This is a genomic window from Sulfurospirillum deleyianum DSM 6946, from assembly GCF_000024885.1.
GTDB lineage: Bacteria > Campylobacterota > Campylobacteria > Campylobacterales > Sulfurospirillaceae > Sulfurospirillum > Sulfurospirillum deleyianum.
Genome location: NC_013512.1, coordinates 158,050 through 182,422, shown reverse-complemented (window position 1 = coordinate 182,422; position 24,373 = coordinate 158,050). Strand labels below are relative to the sequence as shown.

Here is a 24,373-nt window from a genome sequence, read left to right as displayed (position 1 = left end):
ATGAAAATAGCTTTTACAACCAAAGACCCTGCATGGGAATCCATGATGGAAGCACGTTTTGGACGTACGTATTATGTCCTTGTTTTTGATGAGCAAAGTGGTCAAATTACGATTCATGATAACCGTGAAATTGTCAATCAAGAACACGGTGCAGGTCCTAAAATGGCAAAAGTAATGGCAGATTTAGGTGTGGATGTCATTATTACAGGCAATGGTCCTGGAGAAAATGCTCGTGCGGTATTGGCGCAAATGAATACGGTTGTTTATGTTGGTGCGGGTGAAATGAGTGTGGCAGAAGCGTACAAAGCCTATCAAGATGGTGCACTGGAAAAGTTTTAGTTTAAAAGCGTTAAAATAACTATTCTAAAAAATAAATAAAAGGTTAAGTTATGATTATTGTATTTCCTACCACCAAAGATGATGGGCTCAGTGCCAAACGTGGTGCACATTTTGGTCGAGCCACTTTTTATACTGTTGTCAAAGTTGAAGATGGCATCGTAAAAGATGTAAGTGTTCATAAAAACCCTGGACATGTTACTGGTGCATGTCAAAATGCCGTGAGCAATATTCAATCCCTTGGAGCAGATGTTCTGATTGTGGGAGGTATTGGTGGAGAGCCTTTGAAAAAATTTCTAGCTCTTGGTATTGATGTCTATTTTGATGATAAAAATGAGATTTTAGAAGACTCTTTACGTGCATTTTTAGCAGGTAATGTTGCTAAAATTGACCCAAATCATACCTGCAGTAGCCATAAATAAAAACTATGAAGAATAATCTTTACATGTAAGGATTATTCTTCACTTTCAAAGCTAAATCTCTGCTTTTTTCTGTTAAGACATACCCATTTATTGAATATTCAAGATATCCTTTATAACTCAAAATAGATTTTACATAGTGATTTTGCAATGGCTTTAATGGTTCCATGTTGTTTTCAAAAACTTCATCTAAATAACGTACCGCTTCAAAAACATATCTTTTATTACAAATCGCTAGAAAATAAATTAAAGATTTCAAAAAAGATTTTACAAATAAAGTGACAAACAAAAAACCTGTTGAGGCGGTAGCGACCGTTAATCTTGCTCTATTAACATCATCCTGCACACTGATAGGATTATCCATCATCCCATAGACACCCAAATCATCATAACTCTTAAGCAAGACTCTTTCAGAATATGTATCTCTGTCCAAATAAGAAAGAGAAAGAAAATAAAGTGTAGTAATAAACACACAACTGTAAAGAGCAATCCATACCAATCGATACTCCGCAATAAAAATGGGAACACAGCCTATGATCATAGTTATCAACATGAAATTTCTTGCTTTTCGATACACTTTTTTGTCTTTATTATCTATCTCAGAATAAACACTGTAAAAATAAAACAATAAAACAAACGAAAAAGGAACTAATACGAATGGGGTCTTGTAAGCAATAAACGTCATATAATGATCTGTTACAGGTAAATCAGCATACATAACCATTGAAAACACCCAAAATAATGCGCAAGGGATTAATACAAATACCATACTAAAATAAAACATTATGATAAAAGGAAGAATCCATTTATCTTTATGAATCTCTTGCATGAATGCTTTTAGAATAGCGGTTGCATCATACTGATTCATAGCTGTTCTCATCGCAATCGCTTCTTTTTCACTCTGCCTAATCTGTAAATCATTGAAGGCTTATCTTCAAAAAAACCTTTACATGTAAAGACAATCACATCCGCTTTTTCTTTGGCAAATGCTTCATCAAAACCTTTTCCACTGGGATTTGAAGAGGTCGAGTAACTCCATTTTAGTTTGCGTAAAAATTCCAAATGCGCTTCCTCTTTCACCACACGAATCGCTAAGCCACACGGATAAGCAAACGTTGTTTTTTTGGAGCGTCGTACACAATTTTTATGCAATGTTGGAACTCTCGTAAAGGTACGCAAGGTTTTAAGCGAATCCACACTCATCAAAAACGATTTACCGCTTGGGCGGTTTTTCGTTTGAATGAGCGCGTCTACATTTTGGGAGAGAAACCCCGCTGTTGTCTCTGTTTGGGCTAGATATACCAGCTGGGGATTCATGATTTTTAGTTTAAATAGTCTTGTAATGCACGTGGTTCAAGTGCGCTTTTATCTTGAATGTACTCAATGGACTCTGTCGCAGCAGCAGCGGCAGCAACGGTGGTAAAATAAGGGATTTTAAAACGAAGCACGGCTTGGCGAATTTTCTTCGCATCGTCTTTGCTTGATTTGGCATCACTCGTATTAATGACAAGCGCAATATCCCCATTTTTGAGTTTATCTTCAATATTTGGACGACCCTCGCTGATTTTATAGACAAACTCAGCCTCCACACCCGCATCTTGAAGCGCTTTGTGCGTACCGCCTGTGGCAACCACTTTAAAGCCTAATTGAACAAATTTCTCACCGATTTGTTTCGCAAAACTTTTGTCGATATCGACCAATGAGATAAACACAGAGCCACTCTTTGGAAGCACGTTAGCCGAAGCGATTTGACTTTTTGCAAACGAAGCTGGGAAGTTTTTGCTAATACCCATGACTTCGCCTGTTGATTTCATCTCAGGTCCTAAAATGAGGTCTGCGCCTTGAAGTTTATTGAACGGGAATACCGCCTCTTTCACTGCAACATGATCAAATTTCTTAGGTTTTAAAATGCCATTTTCTTCTCGTAACACATCAAATTTATCGTAAAATTTAAGCGCTTCTCTAAGATTACCTTGAAACATGACACGAGTGGCTATTTTTGCCATTGGCATACCTGTTGCTTTACTCACAAATGGCACGGTACGACTCGCTCTTGGATTCACTTCAATCATATATACATCGTCTTGATAGATAGCGTATTGAATGTTCATCAAACCTACAACACCTAAATTAAGAGCGATTTGTTGTGTTTGCGCTTCAATTTTTGCCAAAATAGCATCGCTTAAACTGACACTAGGCAGAGAACATGCGCTATCGCCACTATGAATTCCCGCTTCTTCAATGTGTTGCATAATACCACCAATGTACACATCTTTACCATCACAAATGGCATCCACATCCACTTCAATGGCACGGTCTAAAAACTGGTCGATGAGAACAGGTGAATTATGGCTTACACTGACCGCTTCATTCATATACGTTCGAAGCTCACTCTCGTTGTAGACGATACGCATCGCACGTCCACCGAGAACATAACTTGGACGCACTAAAACAGGATACCCAATCTCTTTAGCTTTCTCTATCGCCTCTTCTTCGCTGGTTGCAGTGGCATTATTTGGTTGCTTAATGTTATTTTCGGTAATAAATTTAGAAAACTTCTCTCTATCTTCTGCCATATCAATCACACGTGCGGTGGTACCGATGATTTTTGCACCCATAACGGTCAATTTCTTCGCTAATTTAAGCGGTGTTTGTCCACCAAAATGAACGATAATCCCATCGGGATTCTCTTTTTCAACCACACTTCTTACATGTTCAAAATCAATCGGCTCAAAGTAAAGAATATCGCTGGTATCGTAATCGGTTGAAACGGTTTCAGGATTACAGTTATACATAATGGTTTTAACACCCATATCATTTAGCGCATACGCCGCATGCACACAACAATAGTCAAACTCGATACCTTGACCAATTCGGTTAGGCCCCCCACCAATAATCATCACCTTTTTTTGGCTCTCTTCACTCTTTACATGTAAAGGAAGTTTTGTCACATTAGTGGTAGAGTAAAGATACGGTGTTAAGGCTTTAAACTCTGCCGCGCAGGTATCGACTTCATTGTACTCAAAATCAATGCCAAGTTTAGTTCGTGCAAAATAGATATCATTTGAGGTCAGTTCTAAATTGTCTTCTTGATTAATAAGTTTTGCAATCATCTTATCCGAAAAGCCCATCGTTTTAGCCTGACGCAAAAGCTTTTCATCATTTAAAATAAACATATCGATCTTTTTTTCAAAATCAATAATCTCTTTAAACTGATTTAAAAACCACGGATCAATCTTACTTAACGCAAAAATATCTTCCACACTGTACCCACGACGGAACGCTTCACCTACATAGAGCATTCTATCCGCATTGGGGCGACGAATCTCATTTTTGAGTTTTTCTTCATCCACTTTCATACTCTCAAAACCACTAAGATTGGTCTCCAGTGAGCAGAGTGCTTTTTGGAACGACTCTTTAAACGTACGACCAATCGCCATCACTTCACCCACACTCTTCATTGAAGTCGTTAATGTCGAATCGGCAAGTGGAAATTTTTCAAAGGTAAAGCGAGGCACTTTTGTCACAATGTAGTCAATGACAGGCTCAAAACTTGCCGCTGTTCCTGTAATGTCATTTTTAATCTCATCAAGCGTAAAACCAACCGCCAAAAGTGTCGCCACTTTGGCGATAGGATACCCTGTCGCTTTAGAAGCAAGTGCCGAACTACGACTCACACGAGGGTTCATCTCAATCACCGTCATACGACCTGTGTTAGGACAAATTGAAAACTGGACGTTACTTCCACCCGTATCGACGCCAATCTCACGCAAAATGGCAAACGAAGCATTTCGCATACGCTGATACTCTTTATCCGTTAACGTAAGCGCTGGTGCAATGGTAATACTATCTCCCGTATGCACACCCATTGGGTCTAGGTTTTCAATGGAACAGACGATAATGCAGTTATCCGCTCTATCACGAATGACTTCCATCTCATACTCTTTCCAACCTAAGAGTGACTCTTCAATCAAAATCTCATTAATCGGACTGGCATCCAATCCTGCCATCGCCAATTCTTTAAACTCATCAATATTATACGCAACACCACTACCGCCACCTGCTAGGGTATAAGAAGCACGGATAATCAATGGAAAGCCTATTTTTTCAGCCGCCACATACGCATCTTCCATGTTGTAAGCATAGGCACTAATAGGTAAATCCATTCCGATTTTCAACATCGCCTCTTTAAAAGCTTGTCTATCTTCACCTTTCTTAATGGCCGCAGGATTTGCCCCTAAAAATGTGACATTGTTAAGCATCCCTTTTTCATGCATGGTCATGGCAACATTCAGCGCTGTTTGCCCACCCATCGTTGGAAGCACAGCATCAACACTCTCTTTTTCAATAATGCGTGCAATCACTTCTGGAGTAATAGGTTCAATATACGTTCTATCTGCAAACTCAGGGTCTGTCATAATCGTTGCAGGATTTGAATTCACCAAAACAACACGATAGCCTAACTCTTTAAGCGTTTTTGCCGCTTGCGTTCCAGAGTAGTCAAATTCACATGCCTGTCCGATGACGATTGGACCTGATCCAATTAATAATATGGTTTTAATATCTTGACGTTTTGGCATTTCTTTCCTTTTAATCTGCTATATAATACTCAAGCCAATATCCAAAGAGACTGGATTGAATATTAGTTCTGCTTAATCACATGCATGTATGCGGGAACTCTTGGTGTAACATACGGTGTTACCACAACGGTTTTTGAAGACTCCTCTTCAATCACTTTTGAAACCACACCCACTTTGATACCCTCAAAAAAAATCCCATCTAAGCCACTTGTCACCACTTCATCCCCAACTTGAGGCAACAACCACTGAGAAATGTATTTTACAAGCACCTCTTTACGATTTCCTTGCACAATACCTTGCATCTTACTTTCACCCACATATACCGCAAAAATTGACTGAGGATCACTGAGCAACAAGGCTTGTGGATGTCCATCGTTGGCTACAACAATTCCAGCAGCATACCCTTTTTGCAGAAGTCCATAAATTTTACTTTGATTAAAGTCATCAAAGCGAAGCCATACTTTTCCATAATCATTTAAATTAGCATACCCAATAGATTCCACGAGTTGCACATTTGGATGATAGCCTGTTGTGTTATGTTCTTTGAGTAAATCGTTTAATTTACTTGCAAAAGCAATCGACAAAACAGCTGATTTTTGCAATACCTGATTTTCAGCTCTTAACTTTTGTATCTCTTCTTGCTGGTTGATGTGTTCATCAATTTTTTCCCATAACGCCATTTTGGTATCGACATAAAAAGCCAGTATTTTATTTTGGATACCACCTATGACATGCCTTGCTTCTGTGCCGTATCGAAACGATACAAACACAAAAGCGACACACAAGAGAAGAATTTTAACTTTATTCATTCGATAATTGTTGTAATAAATCTATCTCTTCAAGGGCCTTACCTGTTCCTTTTGCCACCGCTAAAAGAGGCTCATCCGCTACAAAAACCGGCAATTTCACAATATCTGAGAGGTACTTGTCAAACCCACGAATCAATGCACCACCACCTGTTAAAACAATACCATTTTCAACAATATCCCCCGCTAAATCAGGAGGCATGACTTCAAGAACATCTTTAAGCGCATCTGCGACCTCTTTAAGTGGCTCTTTAATCGCATCTCTCACATCTTCGCTACTGAGTTCAATACGGCTGAGTAAACCACTGACTTGATCACGCCCTTTTACAACCATAGAAAGAGGCTCTTCCATTGGTATGGCTGTACCAATCGAAATTTTAATCTCTTCGCCTGTTCGCTCGCCAATCAATAAGTTATATTTTTTCTTAACATAATCCACAATCGCCATATCAATCTTATCACCTGCGACACGAATCGACTTACTAATGACCAATCCTCCTAAAGAAACGACGCCAATTTCGGTTGTACCGCCACCAATATCCACGACTAAACTTCCTTGAGGCTCACGAATAGGAAGCCCTGCGCCAATCGCAGCTGCCATAGGTTCTTCAATCAAAAAGACTTCACGAGCACCCGCACTCATAGCAGATTCACGTACCGCTTTTCGCTCTACTTGTGTCAAACCATAAGGGACACAGATAATAATACGTGGGCGTAAAAAACTTTTTCTACGATGTGCTTTTTCAATGAAGTAACGGATCATCTTCTCTGTCATATCAAAATCAGCAATCACTCCATCACGCATAGGACGAATCGCTTCAATATCTCCTGGCGTTTTCCCCACCATATTTTTTGCTTCTTTTCCTACGGCTAAAATGTTTTGCTTTCCATAACGATTACGCTGAACAGCTACCACAGAAGGTTCATTGATAATAATACCTTTGCCCTTCACCAATACCAAAGTATTCGCTGTTCCTAGGTCAATACTCATATCACTCGAAAAAAACCCAATTATTTTGTCTAAAATCATCTCATCTATCCTTTACTTACGCACTTTTTTTATCTTTTTTAACATAAAGAGGCTTCTCACCTTTTTGGACGGCATCTTTGGTGACAATCACTTCATACCCCTCTAACTCTGGAAGCTCATACATCACATCCACCATAAGCTCCTCCATAATGCTTCGAAGTCCACGTGCGCCTGTTTTACGTTTGATGGCAAGCTCAGCAACTGCTTCAAGCGCCTCTTTTTCAAACGTCAACTCGACATTATCAATCCCAAATAATTTTTGATACTGTTTATAAATCGCATTTTTAGGCTCTGTTAAAATGCGTACCATATCTTCTTTGGTAATAGGAGACAATTTTGCCGTTACATGTAAACGACCAATCAACTCAGGAATTAACCCATAGTGCACTAAATCATCAGGTTCTACTAGGTCAAAAAGCCCATTGTCTTGACTTTTACTGCGTTTTTCCTGCTCAAAACCCAAAACATTTTTGCCGATACGACGCTTAATAATCTCTTCCAATCCATCAAACGCACCCGCACACACAAATAAAATATTGGTCGTATCAATTTGAATAAACTCTTGATTAGGGTGTTTACGTCCCCCTTTAGGTGGAATATTGACCACACTGCCCTCAATAATTTTAAGCAGTGCTTGCTGTACACCCTCACCTGAAACATCTCTGGTAATAGAGCGGTTTTCACTCATACGGGCAATCTTGTCTATTTCATCAATAAAAACAATACCTTGCTCTGCTTTTTTCACATCACCATTGGCACATTGAAGCAATTTTGTCAAAATATTTTCCACATCTTCACCCACATAACCCGCTTCTGTGAGGCTGGTTGCATCAGAAATAGCAATAGGCACATCTAAAAAACGTGCTAACGTTTGTGCCATAAGCGTTTTTCCACTTCCCGTAGGTCCAATCAATAAAATATTGGATTTTGAAATTTCAGTATCATCGCTCATCATGCTCTGTTTAAAAATACGTTTGTAATGGTTATAAACCCCTACTGAAAATACTTTTTTCGCTTGGTCTTGACCAATGACAAAATCATCTAATACTTTTTTTAACTCTTTAGGGGTAAGAAGTGTTGGGTTAAAAGACTCTTCTTGGGATGAGTGCGTACTTGAATTCTCTGGAATTTCCCCAAAGAAGATTTTATACGCAGAAACCACACAATGCTCACAAATAAAGACATCATCACCCGCTATGAGACGGGTATCATTGCTCTCTTTGGTTCCACAAAAACTACATTCTCTACTGACCATTATTTTTCCTCTCAAATGGAATCCCACGAGTTGATTCGACAATAAAACGACACAGTTGCAACACTTTTTCATTGCTTTCACTCACTACAAGCGCAGCGGCTGTCTCTTGAAGCGGTTGTCCTGATTCAAACAATTTACGATACGCCACACGCAAAGCATCAATGTCGACACGCTCAAAATGACGTCGTAACCCATTGAGATTTAAGCCTCTTAGTACCGCACGATTTCCTTCTGCTAAACAAAACGGTGGAATATCCTGTGAAAGGGCAGATGCTCCTGCGATCATGGCAAAATCTCCAATTTTAACAAACTGGTGAATCGGTGTCATCCCACCAATAACCGCATAACTTCCCATCTCAACGTGTCCTGCAAGGGTTGCGGCATTCGCTAAAATACAGTGATCGCCAATGTGCACATCGTGTCCTACATGCACATACCCCATAAAGAGATTGTAACTGCCAATGACTGTTTTACTTCCTCCACCTAAGGTACCAGGATTAAAAAGCGTAAACTCACGAATCTTGTTATAATCCCCAATAATTAACTCTACCTCTTCACCCGCATATTTCAAATCTTGAGGAATTGACCCCAAAACAGCGTGTGAAAAGATCTCATTGTATTTTCCAATCGTGGTGTTACCGTAGATGTGCGCACCCTGAGCGATTTTGGTGCCCTCACCTATTTTGGCATGTTTAGAGATAAAACAAAAAGCGCCCACCTCAACATTGCCCTCAAGCAATGCTCCCTCTTCCACAATAGCGGTTGGGTGAATATTTGACATCTTATTTGTCCACAATCATAGCTTTAAGTTCGGCTTCTGCCACCAACTTATCATCCACGTAGGCTTTGGCATCCAAAACCCAAATATTGCCTCGGTGTTTCAAAACAGCTAATTGATAAACCAATTTATCTCCTGGCCGTACAGGATTTCTAAATTTCGCATTATCAATGCTCATAAAGTAAACCACTTTTTCTTTGGTACCTTCTTGAGCCTCTTCATCCATGCTTTTAAACGCTAAAACACCACCAGCTTGCGCCATCCCTTCAATAATCATGACACCTGGATAAATAGGATGCTCAGGAAAGTGCCCTTGAAAAATTTGTTCACCAATCGTCACATTTTTATACGCTTCAATGGAAGTGCCTGATTGCAACGCAGTGACTCGATCAATCAGTAAAAAAGGAAAGCGGTGGGGGAGTATTTTTTGAATCTCTACAACATCAATTAACATCTTTAAAACCTTCTAACAAAATTCTAATATTTTAGCCAATTAATACTAAATTTTCTCTAATGTCAGGATAACTCTTGCTCTCAACGCAGAGTTCATAGCCTCCCATTTCAACCTCATCCAACACAATCAAAGGGCTTAGAGAAAAAGAAAATCTCCCACAGATTGCCTCTCTTACACGTATCTCACACGCTATGGTTGGGGGATTTTGTAACATCTCTTTCACCGAATCATATCTGGCATGTGCAATGGCATTAAAACACTCTAATGAAAGAAACCGAGCCTCTTCTTTGGCAAAATAACCAACCCCTTCGGCGATAAACTCTATCTTAGATTTGATACGCTCTTTTTTACATGTAGAGTAAAACAAAATATAACTTGGCAGAACACTTCCTTCACTTTTTCTCACCCATCCTCGAAGCAAACGGTAGTTTAAGAACTTCTCACGCATCAATCGAAATGGAGTCGCTTCTGCTTCATAATCCATCACTTTTTCATACAATGCGATACGTTCTTCAATGGAGGAAGGAAGCACTTGAGGTCTTAGAGGAGAACTGAGTTCATCTACCCACCTCTTTTGCTGTTCTCTTTGAACACGAAGCGCAAACGAGCACCCACAATAATCTTGATGATAGAGCATTGCCTCTTTAGCTAAAGCAAATTGTTCTTGGGTTCCACCTTGTTTTCGAAAATCAGGCGCAACACTTTCCAATCCATACTTCCTAGCAATCGTCGCTAACGCATTTTCTAACTGTGAAAGTGATTTTTTAGGACTTGTTAGCAATGTCGTTGTTATCACATTTTCGCCTAATTCTAGGGCTTTTTTCGCTGTTTCTTCTAACCTGTTATCAAAACAAATCGTACAACGTTTGCCTTTTTCAGGTTCATTTTCAAATCCTCGTACCGCCTCTAACCATCCCTCATAATTGTACGCACCCTCATGCAAAACAATCCCCAATGTTTGACAACTACGTTTGACATCTAACAGACGTAAACGATACTCACTAAAAGGATGAATATTTGGGTCATAAAAAAAAGCTTGTAAGGATTCTTGAGGGTATTTTTGCGCTAATTTTTTCAAAAAAAAGTGACTATCAACAGAGCAACAAATGTGAACAAGCATGTTATTTCTTTACGGAATTAATTTTGTTTAAAAGTATACCACAGCGCTCTTTTACCAAAAGTTTATTCTATTTTGTAGTATAATGATTTAACCTTGCGATGGAGGATATGCCATGAAAAAATCTCTTAAAATTGTTTTATTTTGGCTTTTTTCACTCTTTATTTTCTACACGCTAAGTGGTTTTGTGATTTTACCATGGTGGACAAAAACATACCTTCCTTCCCTTATCAAAGAGTCCTTCCAGTTACCCCTTAGCCTTGAAGAAGTAACCTTCAACCCCTTTACATTCGAGTTACATGTAAAGAATATTGCCCTGAAAGATCATAACGAAAGCAATATAAGCACCATTGAACATCTTTATGTTAATTATGAACCCTCCTTTTTATTTAAAAAAGAGTTTTATGTCAAAACCATTCTTGTAGATCGCCCATTCACGAACTTTCACATTGACCAAAATGGCACATTTAACCTTTTGACCTTCTTTCCTTCTTCTTCGAACGAACACAATGCCACCCAAACATCCTCTTCTTTGGTGATGCCATTGATTATCGAGCATGTTGAATTGCAAAAAGGGGGCATACACTTTAAAGATGAAAGTGTAAAAGAACCCTTTGCTCTTGATATTCAGCCCATTAACTATGTCATTAACAATCTGAGTTTTTACAAAGATGATCTCAGCATCCATGCCTTAAAAATTGCACTCCAAAATGAGGAAAAAATCTCACTTGCGAGCAGTATTTCTCTTGAGCCTTTAAAATTTCATGGAGAGTTACACGTAGATCGTTTACCTTTGAAAGATTTTTGGCGTTATTTGCTTCCTACGCTCCCCGCAACGCTCGAGCAAGGAGCACTGAGTCTTCGCCTTCCTTTTTCCATGGATTTAAGCAAAGAGGTGCCACTACTCACCATAGATAAAGCAGAAGCACACCTAGAAGAGATACGTTTTCTTGATCAAACAAACAAAGTTATTGAACTGCCTTCTTTAAAGCTTGATGGCATAGATTTTGACCTTCAAAAAGCTTCGATTCATATTCAAAATGCTCTTATCCATGAAGCGTTTGTTGATGTACAGTTACACGAACATTATATGCCCAATGTCGCACGACTCTTTTCCCCTCCTGCAACTAAAACAGCTACGACTTCTCAACAAAAGGGTACAAAAGAAAAGGCATGGACTTTTGCATTGGATACGCTTCGTTTAACCAACAGCGCCCTGATATTGACCGATCACAATGTTAAAGGTGCGCCCATTCATCTCTCAGGACTAAATGCTACGTTGACTTCCCTTAGCAGTGATATGAATCGCTCTATCGTCTATGAGCTTAATACCTCCGTCGATAAAGATGCTTCCCTAGCACTCAAAGGTTCTTTTGTTCCCTCAACGACACAACTTACTGTAGAACTCAAAGCCAAAGCGCTCTCCCTAGCAAAAGTTCAACCCTATCTCCATCCTTTTACCACGCTGATTTTAAAAGAAGGATTGCTCTTCAGTGACGCTAAAATGAATGCCTCATTTGGCAAAAATCCTCTGATTAAAATCAGCGCAGACGCAGAGCTCTCAAAACTCGTTCTCTTAGATCGTTTTAAAAACACCCTTTTACAGTGGGAAAAACTCAAGATGGACTCCATTGCTTACGCATCTTCGCCAGCCTCTTTACATGTAAAGAAAATTTCTCTTCTTAAACCGTATGTTAATTTGGATATTAAAAAAGATCAAACTACCAATTTCTCAGATATACTCAAAACACAAGCAGCACAAACATCCCCTACAAAAACCAAACCTTCCTCTACTACCAAAGAGACGCCTTTAGAACTGCTCATCGGTGATATTGCCCTTCAAAACGGTAGCGCACACTTTAAAGACGCTTCCTTACCCATTCCTTTTGCAACCTACATGACAAGCCTAAATGGCAAATTTTCAACACTCAATACCCAAAGCGCAAAGCCTTCTGTTCTTAAATTGGAAGGCAAGGTTAACAAGTATGGCTATGCGAAAATTGATGGTTCGCTTTTGCCTTTTGACTTTAAAAATCGAGCAACCCTAAAACTCATCTTTAAAAATCTTGATATGAAATCTTTCACCCCTTATTCAGGAAAATTTGTCGGTTATGCCATTAAGGGAGGAAAACTCTCTATGGATCTCTCCTATAAAATTCGAAAAGGCTTAATGGAGGGAGACAATAAAATCAATCTTGACTCTCTTACCTTAGGTGAAAAAATCGAAAGTGATGAAGCGATTAACGTACCTTTAGGTCTTGCCATTGCGATTTTAAAAGATTCCCGTGGTCAAATTGATATCAATCTTCCTGTCAGTGGTGATATGAATAGTCCAGAGTTTCGTTATGGAAGCATTGTGTGGCGTGCGATTGGAAATTTACTGGGCAGTGTCATTACTTCTCCCTTTAAGCTTTTAGGCTCTGTACTGGGCATTGAAACCGAAAATCTAACCAGCATTGACTTTGCGGCTGGCGAGTTTGCGCTCATCGGGTCAGAAGAAGAGAAGATGGAACACTACCAACTTATTTTAGAAAAAAGAGGCGAACTTAAACTCCTCATTACACCTAGCTTCAATGAAACCATCGACACACAAGCCCTTCAAGAGAACAATGTCACTGCACAAATTGAAACTTTGACACCCAAAGGAAGCAGTGAAAAAAATAGTTATGGACGAGCTATCGAAAAACTTTTTGTCACCTACTACTCAAAAGAGGCTTATAAAAAAGAGCTTCAACGCTATCAAGAGGAAAAACTTGACAAAGGGGCTATTTATGAGCGTTTAAGAAGTAAAATTGCTGAAAAAATCACGGTTACTCCTGAAGCATTAACGACCCTTGCAAACAAACGAGCAACAGCAATTCGAGACAATCTTATCACCAAACATAAAATTGCCCCTGATCGACTCCAGATACAAGAACCTCAAAGCAGCGATGCATTACGTGAAAAATGGGTGGGATGCGCTATCTCGATTAGCAACTAATCTAAGGAGTCAAAGCCTTAGATTATTGCAAGGATACTAACGCCTCTTTCACAGCGTTTGCATGTTCTTTTACTTTTACATTGCTCCATACCTGCGCAATTTTCCCAGCAGGGTCAATCAAAAATGTCGAACGCACAATGCCCATATACTCTTTGCCATAGTTTTTTTTCATCTGCCATACGCCATAATTTTGAGCCACCTCTTTGGCTTCATCTGAAAGAAGCGTAATCTCCAAATTCTGTTTCAAAATGAAATTTTGATGTGATTTTGGACTATCAGGACTAATCCCTAAAATAACCGCATTTAAATCTTCAAACGCAGGAAGTGCCTCTGTAAAATCACACGCTTCACTCGTACATCCAGGAGTATTATCTTTGGGATAAAAATAAAGAACCACCCATTTCCCTTCCAAATCACGCAAAGAAATCTCTACATTGTCTTGATTGGGCAAACTAAACGCAGGAGCAATATCACCACGGTTTAACATCTTTTTTCCTTCATTTTTGGTTTACATGTAAGGATTAAAATTTCACCTTATGTCACAAAATTATAACGCATTTTCATACTAAAACTATCTTTAATTAATTTTTGGCTACCATAGTACCTCTTTAGAAAACGACATGTAAAAAGGTAAAAACATGGATAAAGCACAGTACATTTGGATGGATGGCAAATTAGTAGCATGGGATGATGCAAAAATACACATTTTGACCCACACGCTTCATTATGGCAATGGCGTTTTTGAAGGAACACGTGCCTACATGACCGAGAATGGTTTGGCGATTTTTAAGCTTAGAGAACATACAAAGCGTTTACTCAATTCAGCAAAAATCACGCGCATTAAGCCTACTTTTTCACTTGAAGAGTTAGAAAAAGCACACATTGAACTCTTAAAAGCCAATGATTTTAAATCCAATGTCTATATTCGACCGCTTATTTATTTAGGATACGGCGTTATGGGCTTAAATCACATTAAAGCTCCTGTCAACACAGCCATTGCCGCATGGCAGTGGGGAAGCTATTTGGGTGATGAAGGCTTAGAAAACGGCATTCGTGTTAAGATTTCCTCTTTTGTGCGAAACCCAGCAAAATCCGTTATGGGAAAAGCAAAAGCAGCGGCAAACTACCTCAATTCTCAAATGGCAAAATACGAAGCCATCGAAGCAGGATACGAAGAAGCGCTTTTATTGGATGATGAAGGATTTATCGCAGAAGGAAGTGGAGAGTGTTTCTTTATCGTCAGAAATGGCGTTTTAATTACACCACCAAATGATACATCCCTTGAGAGTATCACCCAAGCAACGGTTCTTGATTTAGCCAAAGAGGCGGGTATTCCTATTGAGCGTAGACGCATTAGCCGTGATGAAGCGTATATCGCAGATGAAGCATTTTTTACAGGCACAGCCGCAGAAGTTACGCCTATCAAAGATATTGATAATTACATTATCGGTGATGGAAACCGAGGAGCAATGACCAAACAGCTTCAAGAAGCCTATTTTGATGTTGTTTATGGACGTAATCTAAAATACAAACATCTTTTAACGTATATTTAACCAAAGGAAATTTATGCCAGCAGATTTGAACGATTATTTTAAAAAGAAAAACGGTGGAGGGAACTTCGGTGGGGGAGGCGATAATGACAATCGCACACCTTTTAACGTAGAACCTCCCGATTTTATGAAAAATTTTGGCAAAGCTTCAGGGGTGGTCTATTTTCTGATTGCCGTTGTTTTAATTGCTATCTTTGCAAAACCCTATGTCATTATTAACTCAGGTGAAATGGGTATTAAAGCAACTGCGGGTAAATTTGAACCCATCCCTATGGAACCAGGTTTTCATCTTTTTATCCCATTTATCCAACAGGTTTTTATCGTGGATACAAAAGTACGTATTATGAACTACTCTTCCACTGAAGACTTAGGCGAAGTGGTTCAAAGAGGCTCTGGTATCAAACGAAATGCAACTATTTCTGTACTCGATGCAAGAGGTTTACCTGTTTCTATCGAACTAACCGTTCAGTACAAACTCGAACCTTCCACAGCACCTCAAACCATTGCCACATGGGGTATGTCATGGGAAGATAAAATTATTAATCCCGTCGTTCGTGATGTTACACGAAGCGTTATCGGTAAATTCAATGCCGAAGAACTCCCTCAAAAACGTAATGAAATTGCAGTGAATATCGAAGAGGGAATCCGTAAAGCGATTGATGCGCAACCAGGGCAACCTGTTGAATTACTGACCGTGCAACTACGTGAAATTGTCTTGCCTGCCAAAATAAAAGAACAAATTGAGCGTGTTCAAGTCGCACGTCAAGAAGTCGAACGTACCAAATATGAAGTCGAACGTGCTAATCAAGAAGCGCTCAAACGAGCCGCTGAAGCTGAAGGTCAAGCCAAAGCAAGAGAGATTAACGCTCAAGGTCAAGCCAATGCTCTTAAAATTGAAGCCGAAGCAGAAGCCTATGCTAACAAAAAAATTAGCGAAAGTATTTCATCGCCACTTTTAAACCTTCGTCAAATCGAAGTACAAGGCAAATTCAACGAAGCCCTTCGTGAAAATAAAGATGCTAAGATTTTCTTAACACCTGGTGGTTCAACACCGAATATTTGGGTTGATACCAAAGATAGCCAGAAAGCTGTTAGTGTAAGCAAATGAGTCAAGCCCTTTTAAAAACTATTGATTGGACAAAAACACCCTTGCTCCCTGTGATCGCACAAGAAGCAAGGAATGGGGATGTTTTGATGTTAGCGTATATGAACGAAGAAGCGCTCATGTTAACACTCTCAACGGGCTTTGCGCATTACTACTCAAGAAGCCGCCAATCTCTTTGGAAAAAAGGAGAAAGCAGTGGACATGTGCAACATGTTCAAGAGGCTTATTTAGATTGTGATAGCGATACATTGCTTCTTAAAGTAGAACAAGAAGGTGTTGCGTGTCATACAGGACGGAGCTCATGCTTTTTTAACCGTCTTGATAAAGATGAAGCCCCGAAAGAAGAAGCCAAAGCAATTCAGGGTTATTCCATCAGTGACACAATTTATCATATTGTTCAAGAGCGTAAACATGCGGATCCAAAAACATCTTATGTTGCCTCTTTGCTTCAAAAAGGTGATAATAGTATCTTAAAAAAAGTTGTTGAAGAAGCGGGTGAATTTTGTTTTGCCATCAAAGATGGAGAATCTAAAGAGATTATTTATGAAGCTGCTGACTTAATGTTTCATACACTCGTTGCACTAGGAGCAAAAGATATTCATCCTTCTTTAATTTCAAAAGAGCTTGAGCGACGCCTTGGTCTAAGTGGCATAGAAGAGAAAAACAGCCGCAATGAACATTAATGCGCTTAAACTCTCACTCTTAACTTATTTCCAACACCTTAGTCTTTATGACTATTTGGCGTTTGGATGGCTATGTCTTACCTTTCTTATCCTGATTTTTTTGGCGATTCTTGTCGCCAAAAAATCCTCAGCCTTTGCGTTACTGATTATTATTGTCTCTCTTCTTTTTCTAGGTATTGCTCCTTTTTTTATCTATCAAAAACTCAATACCACCTTACGCAAAACGGAAACAACCATAACATTATTAAAAAAACTCAATTTTTCTTCTTCTTTAATTTTAGAAACAACCATTACCAATCAATCTAAAAAAGATTTTAACCTCTGTATTTTACACGCTTCTATTTTCAAAGCAGACGAAAATATATCGAATATAAAAGCGTATCTCTATCAATTAAAACCTCTTGCAAATCAGTCGATTATTATTAAAGAATTTATTCCACAAGAAAGTACTCTTGAGTATCGAATAGTTTTCGATGATTTCGATTACAGTGGGGATATAAACGCAACGCTCAAAGCTGAGTGTTATTAAGGAGAAAAGACGTGACCTATCTAACAGGATTACATTGGATGGCTCTTTTGATTATTGGCTCTCTTTCTATCCTCATAGTACTTCTTACCTTGAAAAATACAGAAAGAAAAGCACTTTTTGCACCTATCATGGCAAATCTTCTTATTACCTCACTCTTGATTGCCTTTACATTTTACGCACTTGATAAATATACTAAAATAGCACGACTTGAAAATATGGTTCAAAAAAAAGTTCTTATTAATGAATCATTTTCTATTTCAGGACAAATTCGTAATGTTGGAAAATTTACAATTGGAAAGTGTAAACTTGAAGTTAAAATTTTCAATGCTTCGCTAGAGCGCATAGGAACAGACTCTGCGATTTTTGTACCTAAATCCGCTTTTGAAAACTTTTTCAAAAGAGATCAACTCCCTACGATTGAAACAACGAAAACTTTTCTGATTGCAGAAAATTTAACAGAGGGTGAAATGCGTAATTTTACAGTGTTTATGCCCTATCCTCCCGCATTTGAAAAGCCCTACACACGTTACGAGCTTTTCTGCCACTAAAAAAATCCATAGACTTTTTTCAATGGGTTATGAAGGAAATCTAATACTTCAATCCTACTTCTCTCAAAGCCTTACGAATGGCATGCATTTGCTCGTGTTTCACATAGCACCACGAAGGAGAGAGTAACGTCGTATCTTCAATACCAGCGCTGACACGCTGAATCATTACATTTTCAGGTAAAAGTTGAATCGCCTCAACAAGCGTCTGAATATAGGACTCTTTAGAAATGGGAATAAAATGACCTTTTTTAAAATCATTGGCTAAAGCTGTACGCTCCACCACATATAAAGGGTGAAATTTAAAGGAATGAACCCCTAAACCTAAAGCAAATTTAACACTCTCTAATGCCATCTGTGGCGTCTCATCTGGAAGACCAAAAATCACATGTGCGCAAATTTTAAGATTATAGTGATGTGTTAATGCAATATAATGTGCGATATTAGCGCTATCGTGCCCACGATTAATCCGTTTTAACGTAGCGTCTGAAGAAGATTGGATACCATACTCTATCCATATTTCATACGTCTTAGAGAGTTCAGATAAATACGCTAACACTTCTTCACTAATGCTATCCGTACGTGTTCCAATGCTTAATCCCACAACCCCTTCAAAACTAAGCGCCTTTGTATAGAGAGCTTTAAGGGTATCAAGAGGAGCATAGGTATTGGTAAAGGATTGAAAATAGATAATAAATTTTTGTGCACTAAATTTTTTTGCAAGAATTTTTTTTGTTTTTTTATATTGTGCTTCGAGTTGAATGAGCTGAAAGTCTAAATAGGGATTTTCAGAGTTTGGGTGTAGAAAAAATCGTTTAGGTTGATTGTGATCTAAATTTGGGCTAAAAGACTCATTTTCACAAAAAACACACCCACCTCTTGCAACGGTACCGTCTATATTTGGGCAGGTAAATCCAGAAATAGAAATGGGGATTTTGTAAACGCTCTCCCTAAATTTTTTTCTAAAATACCGCCCTGCGGTTAAAAGCTCTCGCATTATTTAATGAAGTAGTTTCCATCAAAACTAACCAAAGAGTAATTCATATCGTTTCCAATGCTCTCTTTAAGCGCATCAATACTTAAAAATGCCAAAGAATCCGCTTCAATATACTCACGCACTTCCTCAACATTTTTATTGGCACTAATGAGTTCTTTGTAACTAGGCGTGTCAATACCATACAAACATGGATGCTCAATGGTAGGAGAAGCTATACGCATATGTACTTCAGCAGCACCTGCGCGTTTTAGAAGCTTAACGATTTGTCTTGATGTTGTTCCTCGTACAATACTATCATCAATAACCACAATCTTTTTTCCCTCCAAAATTTTATGAATAGGAGAAAGTTTAAGTTTTACTTTCAAATCACGTACGGCTTGTGTTGGCTCAATAAATGTTCTTCCCACGTAGTGGTTTCGTACAATTGCCATTTCAAAAGGTATTCCACTCGCTTGAGCATAGCCTAAGGCCGCACTCACTCCACTATCAGGGACAGGAATTACAAAATCTGCCTCCACAGGAGCAAGTTCAGCAAGTTTCATACCCATTTTTTTACGAATTGCATAAACATTTTTACCTTCAATAACACTATCAGGTCGTGCAAAATAGATAAATTCAAAGGCACAAACATGTGGATCAGGTTCAAAAAGCTGAATACTCTCAAACTCTTTTTCTCCTTGATGAAAAATAACCATTTCACCAGGACGTACATCCCTTACAAATTCAGCATCGACCAAATCAAGTGCACACGTTTCACTCGCAACAATATACCCACCATTTTTAAAGCGTCCAATAGAAAGAGGGCGAACACCATAACGATCACGCATTGCAAACATTTTGGTACGACTTTGAATCAAAAGACAGTAAGCACCTTTAATTATATGTAACGCTTCTATAATGCGATCTTGCAGTTTTCCTTGTTGACTTCTTGCGATCAGATGAATAATATTTTCAGTATCCATAGAAGATTGAAAAATGGCACCTTGCTCAATAAGTTTACTTCTCACTTCATGTTTATTAATTAAATTACCGTTATGAACGATAGAAATATCTCCCAGCTTATAACTTGCGGCTACGGGTTGAGCATCTCTGACTGAATCGCTTCCTGCTGTTGAATATCGGTTGTGACCAATTGCCATATCGCCTTGTAAGAAAGAGAGTTTATCTTCATTAAAAACTTCTGTTACCAATCCATTATCTTTGAGTGTACGAATTTTTTTACCATCACTCGCACTAATTCCTGTCGCCTCTTGACCACGATGTTGCATCGCAAAAAGAGCATAATACGCTATCTTGGAAGCATGTTTTACATCAAATACACCAACAATCGCACACATACGTTTATTTTACCTTTTCTTAAAGACCTAGACAGTCACTAATTGTATAGAGACCATTGGGTTGATTGATGATCCACTTTGCAGCTTTAATAGCACCTTTTGCAAAGGTATCACGACTGGTTGCCGTATGGTTCATCTCAATAAATTCACCATCATTATAAAATCCTACCGTATGACGCCCCACAATATCACCGCCACGAAGTGCCATAATCGCAATTTCATCTTTACTTCGCTCACCAATAAGCCCATTGCGACCACTCACACGTACATCATCTAAATTTAATCCTCGACCACGAGCAGCATACTCACCCAATGTCAATGCTGTACCACTAGGTGCATCTTTTTTAAAACGATGATGCTGTTCCACAATTTCAATATCAAAATCACTCAAACTTTTAGATGCCAACTCCACAAGGCGATTCATCACGGCAACACCTAAGGACATATTGGTTGAATACAGAACAGGCATATTACTCGCAACTTCTTTAAGCAGGTTGTGTTGATGTTCGTTTAAGCCAGTTGTTCCAATCACTAAAGGCTTGGGAGATTTGAGTGCATTTTCTAAAAGGCTTTCTGTACCCATGGCAATCGTAAAATCAATAATCACATCACTTTTATCCAAAAGAGTCAATCCATCATCTGTCACAATCGTCTCTTTGGGTATAGGAAAGCTCAACGGCTCAAGTGCATGCAAAACATAAGGTCTTGCTTCCTTATCTTTGATTAAATTCTCCACTAATAATCGCCCTACTCTTCCCGTTGAGCCATGAATTCCTACCTGTATCATTTTTGCCGTTTCCTTTTTCAATGATTCACATATTCTAAAGCTTGAATACCTGCTGTGGCACCATCACCTGCAGCACACACGACTTGCTTTTGTGCTTTTGTTCGAATATCTCCCGCAGCAAACAAACCTTTCACAGAAGTATGCATATTGAGATCAACGATAACATTTCCATTGTCATCCATCTCGCATAAAAAGCGACCATCTTCTTGCTTCAAAATAGTGTTATTCACATTCATCCCTACAAAAACAAAAACACCAGGAACTTTAATATCTCTTTCATTGCCCTCTTTATCAACGACAATCAGTCCATTAAGACCCATCGCATCACCGTATGCTTTTTTAATACTCACATTTAAAACGAGTTCAATTTTTGGATTATTTTTCACTTTTTCGATTGTACTTGGACTTGCACGGAAAGTATCACGTCTGTGCACTAAATAAACTTTGGAGCAAATATGGGAAAGATAAAGTGCTTCTTCTAACGCAGTATCGCCGCCACCTAAGGCAACAACTTCTTTGTTTTTATAAAAAAATCCATCGCATGTTGCACAGGTGCTTACACCCTTGCCAAAAAATTCTGCTTCACCTTCAAAGTTAGCACGCTTTGGGGCACTCCCCGTAGCAATCACAACACTTTTTGCTTCTTCACTTTTTCCACCGGCTAAAGCAATATGAAATGTACCCTCTTTATTTTTAGAAATGCGTGTTACTTCTTCCATGGCATGTTTTAAACCAAAACGCATACATTGTTCTGACCATGGAGCCATAAAATCTAAACCACTTAAAATCTGAGCTGAACCTGGATAATTTTCTATTTCACTGCTACTGGTAATTTGACCACCAGGAAGCCCTTTTTCAAACATAACAACATTTTTTAAACCACCACGTGTTGCATAAAGTCCAGCACTCAGACCAGCAGGACCACCCCCAATAATTGCTAAATCTAACATTGTTTTTCCTTATTTTGTTGGAGATTTTTCACAGCGTTACATACTAACATGAAACGCTCTGCAAACTTTTATCCATTTGAAGTAGTGTAAGATGAGGAAGCTTTAGTGCTTCCTCATAAAATTTTAAATTAGAGCAGTGAATTAATTTTATCAGCTAAAACTTGTTTAGATGAAGCACCGATCATTTGATCGACCAACTCGCCATTTTTAAAGAAAAGAATGGTAGGAATAGAACGGATACCATACTTAATCGCTACATCTTGCTCTTCGTCTGTGTTTACTTTACAGATTTTAGCTTTACCGTCAAAATCATTTGCCAACTCTTCAATGACTGGAGCAATCATACGACATGGTCCACACCATGGTGCCCAAAAATCTACTAAAGCAACGCCTTCTGCTACAGTACTATCAAAATTTGATGCATTTAACTCTAAATATTTTCCCATATTCTTCCCCTAAATCGTTATTTTATAGTGATTCAATTATACTCACTCTAACTTTAAATTTACCATAGCATAGAAACTTATTTTTTTAGTAACTAATATTTTTTATTATTTCTATCTCTTCACCTTTGATACTAATAGCATCAATTTGATAACAATACGATGAAGGATGTGTCAAAAAATAGTAATGAATCGTCGTAATAATTTTTTTCATTTTAGAGGGCGTAATACGAAGAAGAGGATCATACTTTTGAGAATATTTCACCTCACAAAAATGCAAAATATCTTCTTTCAGGGCAATAATGTCAATTTCACCAAACTTAGAGTGAAAATTACGTGCAAGAATCGTATAACCCTCTTTTTCAAGATAGGCTGAGGCCTTTGTTTCAGCCTCTTTTCCTATCATAAGACTCATTTGTTACGCTTCGATTCGAATCATGGCAGGTTTTTGCTCAACAAACTCTAATTGGCTTAATTCATGAAGAGCTTTTTGGATATTGCTCTCTTTACAGATATGCGTTGAAAAAAGAAGTACCGCACACTCTTCTCTTTTGGCGTCTTGTTTTTGTAAAAAACTACTAATCGAAATCGAATGTTGACCCAGAATTTCAGAAATTTTAGATAAAACACCAATCTTATCTGCAACACTTACACGAATATAATACTGTGTGCAGATATCATCTTTGTCCATCAAGGTTAAACCACTTTTTTCTAAAGGTTTAATAAACCCTAACATCGGTGAGTTTTGTGTATGACGTGCAATATCAATCAAGTCTGATACAACAGCGCTCGCAGTCGCACTTCCTCCAGCACCTGGTCCATAATACATCGTTTCACCCACACGATCTCCTATGACACTAATACCATTCATAACACCATCGACTTTAGCAATCATCTGTTGAATGGGAACCAGTGCAGGATGGACACGTAATTCTACTTGATCACCACTTTTTTTAGCAATCGTCAAAAGCTTAATGTTATAGCCAAACTCTTTGGCAAAATAGATGTCTTCACTGTTAATATGTTCAATCCCTTCGATTAAAATATCTTCAGGTTTAACGTTAATGCCATAGGCGATACTGGCTAGAATCAACAATTTATGTGCCGCATCAAAACCACCTACATCAAAGGTAGGATCAGCTTCTGCGTAGCCTAGTGCTTGTGCTTCTTTAAGCACATCTGCGAATTCAGCTTTTTCATTCATCATTTTGGTCAAAATAAAATTACATGTACCATTCATAATGCCTTTAATCGCTTCAATGTGATTGGCACTTAAACCCTCACGAAGTGCCTTAATAATAGGAATACCACCTGCGACACTTGCCTCATAACCAATAGGCGTATTGCCGGCTAAATCACGTAATTCATAGCGGTGATATGCCAGTAATGCTTTATTAGCAGTGACAACAGCTTTATTATTTTTTAATGCTCGTGTGACAATTTTATACGCTTCATCCACACCACCCATTAATTCAACAACAACATCAATTTCAGGATTTTCAAGAACATCATCAAGATTTGTACTTAAAGGAATCGAAACATCTCTTTTTTTAGTTGCATCTCGCACAATTCCTAAAATAGGAACAATTTTTTTGCCACTGCGTGCAGTAATAATATCTTCATTCTCTTGCAAAATCTTTACAACATGGCTTCCAACCGTTCCAACACCAATAATTCCAACTCGCATCATAC

General features: G+C 38.5%; 25 protein-coding genes. 8 read left to right on the top strand and 17 right to left on the bottom strand.

Annotated elements, in window-relative coordinates:
• Both SDEL_RS00995 and SDEL_RS00990 read left to right on the top strand, forming a co-directional pair.
• Complete coding sequence (locus tag SDEL_RS00995; RefSeq protein ID WP_012855997.1) at positions 1 to 339, top strand: NifB/NifX family molybdenum-iron cluster-binding protein; 339 nt, start codon at positions 1 to 3, stop codon at positions 337 to 339.
• A 50-nt stretch (positions 340 to 389) separates the two neighbouring features.
• The gene (locus SDEL_RS00990) at positions 390 to 758 is read left to right on the top strand and encodes a NifB/NifX family molybdenum-iron cluster-binding protein (protein WP_012855996.1); all 369 of its coding nucleotides are present in this window, start codon (positions 390 to 392) and stop codon (positions 756 to 758) included.
• A 19-nt stretch (positions 759 to 777) separates the two neighbouring features.
• Here SDEL_RS00990 and SDEL_RS00985 read toward each other — a convergent pair whose 3' ends face one another.
• The 9 genes from SDEL_RS00985 to SDEL_RS00945 form a co-directional block, all read right to left on the bottom strand.
• Complete coding sequence (locus tag SDEL_RS00985; protein WP_041666205.1) at positions 778 to 1,635, bottom strand: hypothetical protein; 858 nt, start codon at positions 1,633 to 1,635, stop codon at positions 778 to 780.
• Positions 1,632 to 2,072: a hypothetical protein gene (locus SDEL_RS00980; RefSeq protein ID WP_012855994.1), complete on the bottom strand. Its 441-nt coding sequence runs from the start codon at positions 2,070 to 2,072 to the stop codon at positions 1,632 to 1,634. The genes SDEL_RS00985 and SDEL_RS00980 overlap by 4 nt, the downstream gene beginning before the upstream one ends.
• A 5-nt stretch (positions 2,073 to 2,077) precedes the next feature.
• The gene (gene carB / locus SDEL_RS00975; protein ID WP_012855993.1) at positions 2,078 to 5,335 is read right to left on the bottom strand and encodes a carbamoyl-phosphate synthase large subunit; all 3,258 of its coding nucleotides are present in this window, start codon (positions 5,333 to 5,335) and stop codon (positions 2,078 to 2,080) included.
• A gap of 62 nt (positions 5,336 to 5,397) precedes the next feature.
• On the bottom strand, positions 5,398 to 6,144 hold the full coding sequence (gene mreC, locus SDEL_RS00970; protein ID WP_012855992.1) for a rod shape-determining protein MreC: 747 nt from the start codon (positions 6,142 to 6,144) through the stop codon (positions 5,398 to 5,400).
• Positions 6,137 to 7,171, bottom strand: coding sequence for a rod shape-determining protein (locus SDEL_RS00965; protein ID WP_012855991.1), 1,035 nt, complete (start codon positions 7,169 to 7,171; stop codon positions 6,137 to 6,139). The genes mreC and SDEL_RS00965 overlap by 8 nt, the downstream gene beginning before the upstream one ends.
• Before the next feature lie 16 nt (positions 7,172 to 7,187).
• Positions 7,188 to 8,426, bottom strand: coding sequence for an ATP-dependent Clp protease ATP-binding subunit ClpX (clpX, locus tag SDEL_RS00960; protein WP_012855990.1), 1,239 nt, complete (start codon positions 8,424 to 8,426; stop codon positions 7,188 to 7,190).
• Complete coding sequence (lpxA, locus tag SDEL_RS00955) at positions 8,416 to 9,207, bottom strand: acyl-ACP--UDP-N-acetylglucosamine O-acyltransferase (RefSeq protein WP_012855989.1); 792 nt, start codon at positions 9,205 to 9,207, stop codon at positions 8,416 to 8,418. The genes clpX and lpxA overlap by 11 nt, the downstream gene beginning before the upstream one ends.
• A 1-nt stretch (position 9,208) precedes the next feature.
• Complete coding sequence (gene fabZ, locus SDEL_RS00950) at positions 9,209 to 9,658, bottom strand: 3-hydroxyacyl-ACP dehydratase FabZ (protein ID WP_012855988.1); 450 nt, start codon at positions 9,656 to 9,658, stop codon at positions 9,209 to 9,211.
• Positions 9,659 to 9,689: 31 nt separating this feature from the next.
• Complete coding sequence (locus SDEL_RS00945) at positions 9,690 to 10,778, bottom strand: epoxyqueuosine reductase QueH (RefSeq protein ID WP_012855987.1); 1,089 nt, start codon at positions 10,776 to 10,778, stop codon at positions 9,690 to 9,692.
• A 112-nt stretch (positions 10,779 to 10,890) separates the two neighbouring features.
• On the opposite strand from SDEL_RS00945, the gene SDEL_RS00940 reads away from it, so the two are divergent.
• The gene (locus tag SDEL_RS00940) at positions 10,891 to 13,755 is read left to right on the top strand and encodes a DUF748 domain-containing protein (protein WP_012855986.1); all 2,865 of its coding nucleotides are present in this window, start codon (positions 10,891 to 10,893) and stop codon (positions 13,753 to 13,755) included.
• Positions 13,756 to 13,777: 22 nt separating this feature from the next.
• Here SDEL_RS00940 and bcp read toward each other — a convergent pair whose 3' ends face one another.
• On the bottom strand, positions 13,778 to 14,242 hold the full coding sequence (gene bcp / locus SDEL_RS00935) for a thioredoxin-dependent thiol peroxidase (RefSeq protein ID WP_012855985.1): 465 nt from the start codon (positions 14,240 to 14,242) through the stop codon (positions 13,778 to 13,780).
• A 151-nt stretch (positions 14,243 to 14,393) separates the two neighbouring features.
• Between bcp and SDEL_RS00930 the strand changes: the two genes are divergently transcribed.
• The 5 genes from SDEL_RS00930 to SDEL_RS00910 are packed head-to-tail and all read left to right on the top strand — an operon-like array spanning position 14,394 to position 18,170.
• Complete coding sequence (locus tag SDEL_RS00930; protein WP_012855984.1) at positions 14,394 to 15,308, top strand: branched-chain amino acid transaminase; 915 nt, start codon at positions 14,394 to 14,396, stop codon at positions 15,306 to 15,308.
• Positions 15,309 to 15,321: 13 nt separating this feature from the next.
• The gene (locus SDEL_RS00925) at positions 15,322 to 16,413 is read left to right on the top strand and encodes an SPFH domain-containing protein (RefSeq protein WP_012855983.1); all 1,092 of its coding nucleotides are present in this window, start codon (positions 15,322 to 15,324) and stop codon (positions 16,411 to 16,413) included.
• On the top strand, positions 16,410 to 17,093 hold the full coding sequence (hisIE, locus tag SDEL_RS00920; RefSeq protein WP_012855982.1) for a bifunctional phosphoribosyl-AMP cyclohydrolase/phosphoribosyl-ATP diphosphatase HisIE: 684 nt from the start codon (positions 16,410 to 16,412) through the stop codon (positions 17,091 to 17,093). The genes SDEL_RS00925 and hisIE overlap by 4 nt, the downstream gene beginning before the upstream one ends.
• Positions 17,083 to 17,622, top strand: a complete 540-nt coding sequence (locus SDEL_RS00915; RefSeq protein WP_012855981.1) for a DUF2393 domain-containing protein — start codon at positions 17,083 to 17,085, stop codon at positions 17,620 to 17,622. The genes hisIE and SDEL_RS00915 overlap by 11 nt, the downstream gene beginning before the upstream one ends.
• A gap of 11 nt (positions 17,623 to 17,633) precedes the next feature.
• Positions 17,634 to 18,170, top strand: coding sequence for a DUF2393 domain-containing protein (locus SDEL_RS00910; protein WP_012855980.1), 537 nt, complete (start codon positions 17,634 to 17,636; stop codon positions 18,168 to 18,170).
• A gap of 40 nt (positions 18,171 to 18,210) precedes the next feature.
• Here SDEL_RS00910 and mnmL read toward each other — a convergent pair whose 3' ends face one another.
• The 7 genes from mnmL to SDEL_RS00875 all read right to left on the bottom strand — a co-directional run bounded on the left by mnmL (position 18,211) and on the right by SDEL_RS00875 (position 24,371).
• The gene (mnmL, locus tag SDEL_RS00905) at positions 18,211 to 19,164 is read right to left on the bottom strand and encodes a tRNA modification radical SAM protein MnmL/YtqA (protein ID WP_012855979.1); all 954 of its coding nucleotides are present in this window, start codon (positions 19,162 to 19,164) and stop codon (positions 18,211 to 18,213) included.
• A complete protein-coding gene (purF, locus tag SDEL_RS00900; RefSeq protein ID WP_012855978.1) occupies positions 19,164 to 20,501 on the bottom strand; it encodes an amidophosphoribosyltransferase in 1,338 nt (445 codons plus the stop codon). Before purF ends, mnmL begins: the two co-directional genes overlap by 1 nt.
• A gap of 19 nt (positions 20,502 to 20,520) precedes the next feature.
• A complete protein-coding gene (gene dapB / locus SDEL_RS00895) occupies positions 20,521 to 21,288 on the bottom strand; it encodes a 4-hydroxy-tetrahydrodipicolinate reductase (RefSeq protein WP_012855977.1) in 768 nt (255 codons plus the stop codon).
• 17 nt (positions 21,289 to 21,305) lie between these two features.
• Positions 21,306 to 22,238, bottom strand: a complete 933-nt coding sequence (trxB, locus tag SDEL_RS00890; RefSeq protein WP_012855976.1) for a thioredoxin-disulfide reductase — start codon at positions 22,236 to 22,238, stop codon at positions 21,306 to 21,308.
• A 128-nt stretch (positions 22,239 to 22,366) separates the two neighbouring features.
• Complete coding sequence (gene trxA / locus SDEL_RS00885) at positions 22,367 to 22,684, bottom strand: thioredoxin (RefSeq protein ID WP_012855975.1); 318 nt, start codon at positions 22,682 to 22,684, stop codon at positions 22,367 to 22,369.
• Between the two features lie 85 nt (positions 22,685 to 22,769).
• A complete protein-coding gene (locus SDEL_RS00880) occupies positions 22,770 to 23,096 on the bottom strand; it encodes a YraN family protein (protein ID WP_012855974.1) in 327 nt (108 codons plus the stop codon).
• A 3-nt stretch (positions 23,097 to 23,099) separates the two neighbouring features.
• Positions 23,100 to 24,371 (bottom strand): homoserine dehydrogenase, encoded by a 1,272-nt coding sequence (locus SDEL_RS00875; protein WP_012855973.1) that lies wholly within the window; start codon positions 24,369 to 24,371, stop codon positions 23,100 to 23,102.
• Between the last annotated feature and the right edge of the window lie 2 nt (positions 24,372 to 24,373).